This window comes from Zhongshania sp., assembly GCF_041584495.1.
Classification (GTDB): Bacteria; Pseudomonadota; Gammaproteobacteria; order Pseudomonadales; family Spongiibacteraceae; genus Spongiibacter.
Window position 1 is genome coordinate 1 of record NZ_JBFHDY010000140.1, and the last position, 7,584, is coordinate 7,584.

Below are 7,584 nucleotides of genomic sequence, written 5' to 3' on the forward strand. Positions count from 1 at the left end.
CCGCCAACCGAACCGGTGACGTTGATGCTTGTTCCGGCTTCGGCTGCGTTCACGATGTCATCCGGCGTGATGTCGTTAACCGTGATTGTTGCGCTCGCTGCAGTATCAACGGTATGCGTTGAGGTAGTGGTAGCCGTGAAGACATTACCCGCGGCATCGGTACCCGTTACGGTGGCATCGAAGCTGGTGTCGGCGGCCAGGTCAGCGCCGTCAACCGCAATGCTATAGGTATTGCCCGCCAGCACAGTGCCACTGTAAGGCGTGCCATTGATGGTGAAGCTAACTGTGTCGCCAGGCGCGGCGTCGCCGCCAACAGTACCCGTTACATCAATCGTGCTTCCGGCTTCTGCCGCGTTAACAATATCGTCAGCGGTGATGTCGTTAACGGTGATTGTTGCCGCGGCAGACGTATCAACCGTGTGGGTTGAGGTGGTTGTCGCGGTAAATGGATTACCTGCCGCGTCAGTACCCGTTACTGTCGCATCGAAGCTGGTATCGGCGGCCAAGTCGGCGCCGTCAACCGCAATGCTGTAGGTGTTGCCGGCCAAGACGATGCCGCTGTATGGCGTGCCGTTAATGGTGAAGTTCACGGTATCGCCAGGCGCGGCGTCGCCGCCGACCGAACCAGTAACGTTAATACTTGTTCCGGCTTCGGCGGCATTCACGATGTCATCTGGCGTGATCGCGTCTACGCTGATGGTTGCTGCTGCGCTCGTATCTACCGAGTGCGTTGACGTTGTTGTAGCAGTAAAGGAATTACCCGCGGCGTCGCTGCCCGCAACGGTGGCGTCGAAGCTAGTTTGAGCCGCCAAATCAGCGCCCGCGACAGGAATGCTAAAGGTGTTGCCAGCCAACACAGTACCGCTGTAGGGCGTGCCGTTAATGGTAAAACTAACGGTGTCGCCTGGTGCCGCATCGCCGCCGACCGAACCAGTAACATTAATTGTGGTGCCCGCTTCCACCGCGTTAACCACGTCATCGGCAGTGATACTGTCAACGATGATTGTCGCTGCGCTAGCGGTATCTACGGTGTGGGTTGATGTGGCCGTTGCAGTGAAAGGGTTGCCCGCACCGTCCGTGCCCGTAACAGCGACGTCGAAGGACGTATCAGCAGCAAGATCGGCGCCTGCGACAGCAATACTGTATGTGTTTCCAGCGAGTACGATGCCACTATAAGGTGTGCCATTAACCGTAAAGCTAACGGTGTCGCCCACGCTAGCATCGCCGCCAACCGTACCCGTGACATTGATGTTCGCCCCGGCTTCGGCCGCGTTAACCACGTCATCAGTGGTGATGTTATCGACCGTGACGGTCGCCGCTGCAGAGGTATCAACCGTGTGGGTTGAGGTGGTCGTAGCCGTGAACGGATTACCCGCTGCATCAGTGCCCGTTACTGTCGCGTCGAAGCTGGTATCGGCAGCCAAGTCGGCGCCATCAACCGCAATATTGTAGGTGTTGCCCGCCAGCACAGTACCGCTGTAAGGCGTGCCGTTGATGGTGAAGCTAACGGTATCACCAAGGGCTGCGTCGCCGCCAACGGTTCCCGTCACATTGATGCTCGCACCCGCTTCAGCGGCGTTCACCACGTCATCGGCGGTAATATTGTTAACCGTAATGCTCGCCGAACTTGCGCTATCAACCGTATGCGTTGAGGTGGTGGTTGCGGTGAAGGCATTACCTGCTGCATCCGTACCCACAACAGTAGCATCGAAGCTGGTGTCGGCCGCTAAGTCTGCGCCAGCAACTGCAATCATAAAGGTATTGCCCGCCTGAACGGTGCCGCTGTAGGGCGTGCCATTAATGGTAAAGCTAACCGTATCGCCAACCGCGGCATCACCACCAACACGACCAGTGACATCAATGCTCCCACCGGCCTCTACTGCATTGACGACATCATCGGCAGTGATGTCATCGACGGTGATGGTCGCCGTCGCTGTGGTATCAACGGTGAATGGACGGCTGTCGTTTGCCGTGAAGCTATTACCGGCGTCATCGCTACCCGTCAGGGTCGCAGTGGCACTACCCGCAGTGAGGGCCGCCACATCCGTAGCAGGAACAGTAACGCTGAAACTGGTGTTGTCTGCATTGACGGTGGCCGCGTAATCCTCGCCACCAATACTAACAATAACACTGTCACCGCTAGCGGCATCGCCGCCAACCGTGCCAGAAATAATAAGATCAGTGCCCGCTTCCGCGGCATTAATAATGTCATCGGCTGCAATTGCTGCCAGCGCAATTGTTGCCGCCGCACTGGTATCAACGCTGTGCGTTGAGGTACTGCTTGCCGTAAACGGGTTGCCGGCATTATCGGCGCCCGTAACCGTGGCATCAAAACTGGTGTCAGCCGCTAAATCTGTGCCCGCTACCGCAATACTAAAGGTATTGCCGGCTTGGACCGTACCGCTGTAGTTAGTGCCATTGATGGTAAAACTTACCGCATCACCAGGCGCCGCATCGCCGCCCACTGAGCCAGTCACATTGATTGTGCTGCCAGCTTCCGCCGCGCTAACCACGTCGTCAGCGGTAATACTGTCGACGGCAATGGTCGCCGACGCAGTGACATCAGAAATATGCGTTGACGTAGTCGTTGCAGTAAAGGGATTACCGGCATCATCGCTACCAATAACACTTGCATCAAAGCGGGTATCGGCTGCCAAATCTGCACCCGCGACGGCAATACTGTAGGTATTACCGCTTTGTACGATACCGCTGTAATCATTGCCGTTAACGGTAAAGCTAACCGTGTCACCAGGGGCCGCGTCACCGCCGACCGAACCCGTCACGTTAATTGTGCCGCCCGCTTCCGCCGCGCTAACCACGTCATCGGCGGTGATACTATCGACGGTGATTGTCGCGGCCGCTGTCGCGTCAAAAATATGTGTGGAAGTAGTGCTTGCCGTAAACGGATTCCCCGCATTATCGGTGCCAACAACAGTGGCATCGAAGCTGGTATCCGCTGCTAAATCGCTGCCAGCTACCGCAATACTGTAGGTGTTGCCGGGCTGAACGATGCCACTGTAATCACTGCCATTAACCGTGAAGCTAACCGTGTCGCCTGGGGCTGCGTCGCCACCGACCGAGCCTGTCACATTGATCGTGCCACCGGCCTCTGCCGCATTAACCACGTTATCGGCAGTGATACTATCCACGATAATAGTTGCCGCCGCAGTGGTGTCTACGGTGTAGTTTGGGGTAGTCGTTGCGGTAAATGGATTACCGACACCGTCGTTACCCGAAACGCTGGCATCAAAGCTCGTACCGGCAGCAAGGTCTGCACCGGCCACCGCAATGCTGTAAGTATGGTCAGCCTGAACTGTACCGCTATAGTTAGTACCGTTAATGGTGAAGCTAACCGTATCGCCTGGCGCCGCATCGCCGTCGACGGTTCCCGTGACCGCAATTGTGGCTCCTGCTTCCGCCGCGTTCAGCACGTCATCGGCGGTGATGTTGTCGACTGTGATGCTTGCTGTCGCGCTGGTATCAACCGTGTGGGTTGACGTTGTTGTCGCCGTAAACGGGTTACCGGCGTTATCGCTACCAGTAACCGTGGCATCGAAGCTAGTATCGGCGGCTAAATCTGCACCTGCTACGGCAATACTGTAGGTATTACCGGCCTGAACAGTGCCACTATAAGGTGCGCCATTGATGGTAAAGCTTACTGTGTCGCCTGGTGCCGCGTCACCACCGACCGTACCCGTCACATTTATCGTTGCGCCGGCTTCAGCTGCATTTAAAACGTCGTCGGCAGTGATGTCATCAACAGAAATTGTTGCACCGGCAACGTTATCCACCGTGTGAGTTGACGTTGTTGTCGCCGTAAACGGATTCCCGGCGTCATCGCTACCAGCAACACTTGCGTCGAACGAGGTATCGGCAGCAAGATCAGATCCAGCTACGGCAATACTAAAGGTATTGCCCACTTGCACCGCGCCACTGTAATCCGTGCCATTAATAGTAAAACTAACCGTGTCGCCAATCGCGGCGTCACCGCCAACCGAGCCCGTCACATTGATGGTGCCACCGGCTTCCGCCGCGCTAACCACGTCATCGGCGGTAATATTATCAACCGAAATCGTGGCCGTCGCAGCGGTATCAACCGTGAAGGGCCGACTGCTGGTTGCGGTAAATGGATTACCGGCATCATCGCTGCCGGTGAGGGTCGCAGTAACATTACCTGCCGTTAGCGCCGCCACATCCGTAGCAGGAACAGTAACGCTGAAAGTGATGTTGTCTCCATTAACGGTCGCCGCATAATCATTGCCACCAATGCTAACCACGACGTTGTCGCCGCTAACAGCATCGCCGCCAACCGTACCGCTAATTATAAGATCTGCGCCTGCCTCGACCGCGTTAATAATGTCGTCTGTGGCAATCGCATCCAGTGCAACACTTGCAGCAGAACTGGTATCCACACTGTGTATTGAAGTGGTGCTTGCGGTAAACGGATTCCCCGCATTATCAGTGCCGACAACAGTGGCATCAAAACTGGTATCGGCCAGTAAATCACTACCCGCTACCGCGATACTATAGGTATTGCCTGCTTGGACAGTGCCACTGTAATCCATGCCATTAACAGTAAAACTAACGGTGTCGCCAACAGTGGCATCGCCACCGACCGAGCCAGTGACATTAATTGTGGCTCCGGCTTCCGCAGCGTTAACAACATCATCCGGGGTGATGCTATCGACAATAATCGTTGCGGTCGCGGTGGCATCAACCGTGTGTGTTGATGTGCTTGTGGCAGTGAAGGGGTTACCCGATCCGTCGCTGCCTGATACTGAGACATCGAAGCTGGTGTCGGCGGCCAGATCCGATCCCGCTACCGCGATGCTATAGGTATTGCCTGCTTGAACAATACCACTGTAGTCCCTGCCATTGACGGTGAAACAAACGCTATCACCAGGCGCTGCATCGCCACCCACGGAACCAGTGACATTGATTGTGCCGCCCGCTTCTGCCGCGCTAAGCACATCATCGGCGGTGATGCTATCGACGGTGATTGTCGCCGCCGCCGACGCATCCGAAATATGCGTTGAGGTGGTCGTCGCCGCAAACGGATTACCCGCGTTATTTGTGCCGACAACCGTGGCATCGAAACTCGTATCAGCCGCTAAATCTGTGCCCGCTACCGCAATGCTAAAGACACTGCCCGCTTGCACAGTTCCGCTGTAATCTGTGCCGTTAATGGTAAAGCTGACGGTATCACCAACGGTGGCATCGCCACTTACCGAGCCCGTGACATTAATTATGCCGCCTGCTTCCGCCGCATTGACTACGTCATCGGCGGTGATGCTATCGACGACAATGGCCGCAGAGCTTGTGGTGTCGACGCCGTGTGTTGAAGTCGTGCTGGCAGTGAAGGGATTACCCGCGTCATCTGTGCCAGCAACGGTGACATCAAAGCTGGTATCTGCCGCCAGATCAGCACCTGACACCGCAATGCTAAAGCTATTATCCGCTAGTACCGTGCCACTGTAATCAGTGCCATTGACAGTGAAACTAACTGCGTCGCCTGGCGCGGCATCGCCGCTAACAGAACCGGTAATATTGATCGTTGCGCCAGCTTCAGCAGCGTTAATCACATCATCGGCGGTGATGCTGTGCACCGATATTGTCGCCGCTGCCGTCGTGTCTACCGCGTGGTTAGACGTAGTGATCGCAGTAAATGGATTGCCGGCGTTGTCGCTACCCGTCACGGTGACATCAAAGCTATTGTCAGCGGCTAAGTCGGCTCCCGACACCGCAATACTGTAGGTGTTCCCAGCCTGCACAGTCCCACTGTAGTTAGTGCCATTAACGGTAAAGCTAACAGTATCGCCAACAGTGGCGTCGCCGCCGACGCTACCCGTGACGTTAATTGTTGCGCCAGCTTCTGCGGCGTTAACTACATCATCGGCAGTAATGTCATCGACGCTGATACTCGCAGTACTGACCGTATCTACTGTGTGAGTTGAAGTGGTCGTCGCAGTGAAGGAATTGCCCGTATCGTCGGTGCCAGTCACCGTCGCCTCGAGGCTCGTGTCGGCTGCTAAATCTGCGCCAGCAACGGCAATCGTAAAGCTATTATCAGCCTGAACGGTGCCGCTGTAGGTGTTGCCATTAATCGCAACGTTAACGATATCGCCAGCTGCTGCGTCGCCAGTAACCACACCCGTGACGTTAATTGTTGCGCCAGCTTCTGCGGCGTTAACTACATCATCGGCTGTAATGTCATCGACGCTGATACTCGCAGTACTGGCCGTATCTACTGTGTGAGTTGAAGTGGTCGTCGCAGTGAAGGAATTGCCCGCATCGTCGGTGCCAGTCACCGTAGCCTCGAGGCTCGTGTCGGCGGCTAAATCTGCGCCGGCAACGGCAATCGTAAAGCTATTATCAGCCTGAACGGTGCCGCTGTAGGTGTTGCCATTAATCGTAACGTTAACGATATCGCCAGCTGCTGCGTCGCCAGTAACCACACCCGTGACGTCAATTGTTCCGCCAGCCTCAGCCGCATTCACTACGTCATCGGCGGTAATGCTATCGACGGCAATTGTTGCTGCCGCAGAGGTATCAACTGCGTGAGTCGATGTGGTGCTTGCGGTAAACGGATTGCCGGCGCTGTCGGTGCCCGTCACCGTCACATCGAAAGACGTGTCGGCAGCCAAATCCGATCCCGCCACCGAAACGCTATAGGTATTACCCGCCTGAACAGTACCAGTGTAAACGGTGCCATTTACCGTAAAGCTAACTGTATCGCCAACCGCCGCATCGCCGCCGACGCTACCCGTAACGTTAATCGTTGCGCCAGATTCCGCGGCGTTAACCACGTCATCAGCAGTAATGTCATCAACGGTGATGGTCGCCGCTGCAGTAGTATCAACAAGATAGGTAGAGGTTGTTGTTGCCGTATACGGATTACCGGCATTATCCGCACCCACGACTGTGGCGTCGAAAGACGTACCTGCCGCTAAATCAGCGCCAGCAACCGCAACGCTAAAGGTATTGCCAGTTTGAACTGTACCGCTGTAGTTAGTGCCATTGATTGTAAAGCTGACCGTATCACCAACTGCTGCATCGCCACCAACCGAACCGGTCACATTGATAGTGCCTCCCGCTTCCACGGCGTTAACCACGTCATCGGCAGTGATGCTGTCGACGGCAATTGTTGCTGCCGCAGAGCTATCAACAGCGTGAGCTGACGTTGTTGTCGCCGTAAACGGATTCCCCGCGTTATCTGTACCGGCAACCGTCACGTCGAAGGAGGTGTCCGCGGCCAAATCAGCTCCCGCCACCGCAATACTAAAGGTATTGCCCGCTTGCACAGTGCCGCTGTAGTCGGTGCCATTGATGGTGAAGCTAACCGTGTCGCCAATGGCTGCATCGCCACCAACCGAACCAGTTACGTTAATTGTGCCGCCAGCCTCAACCGCATTCACAACGTCATCGGCAGTGATGCTGTCGACGGCAATTGTTGCTGCCGCAGAGTTATCAACAGCGTGAGCTGACGTTGTTGTCGCCGTAAACGGATTCCCCGCGTTATCTGTACCGGCAACCGTCACGTCGAAGGAGGTGTCCGCGGCCAAATCAGCTCCCGCCACCGCAATA

Annotated in this window: 1 protein-coding gene; it reads right to left on the reverse strand. The window is 55.9% G+C overall.

What is annotated here, in order from left to right:
* The coding region (locus ABYP33_RS16320) for a beta strand repeat-containing protein (RefSeq protein ID WP_373092215.1) at positions 1-7,562 on the reverse strand (7,562 nt) is incomplete at its 3' end.
* Positions 7,563-7,584: the final 22 nt, after the last annotated feature.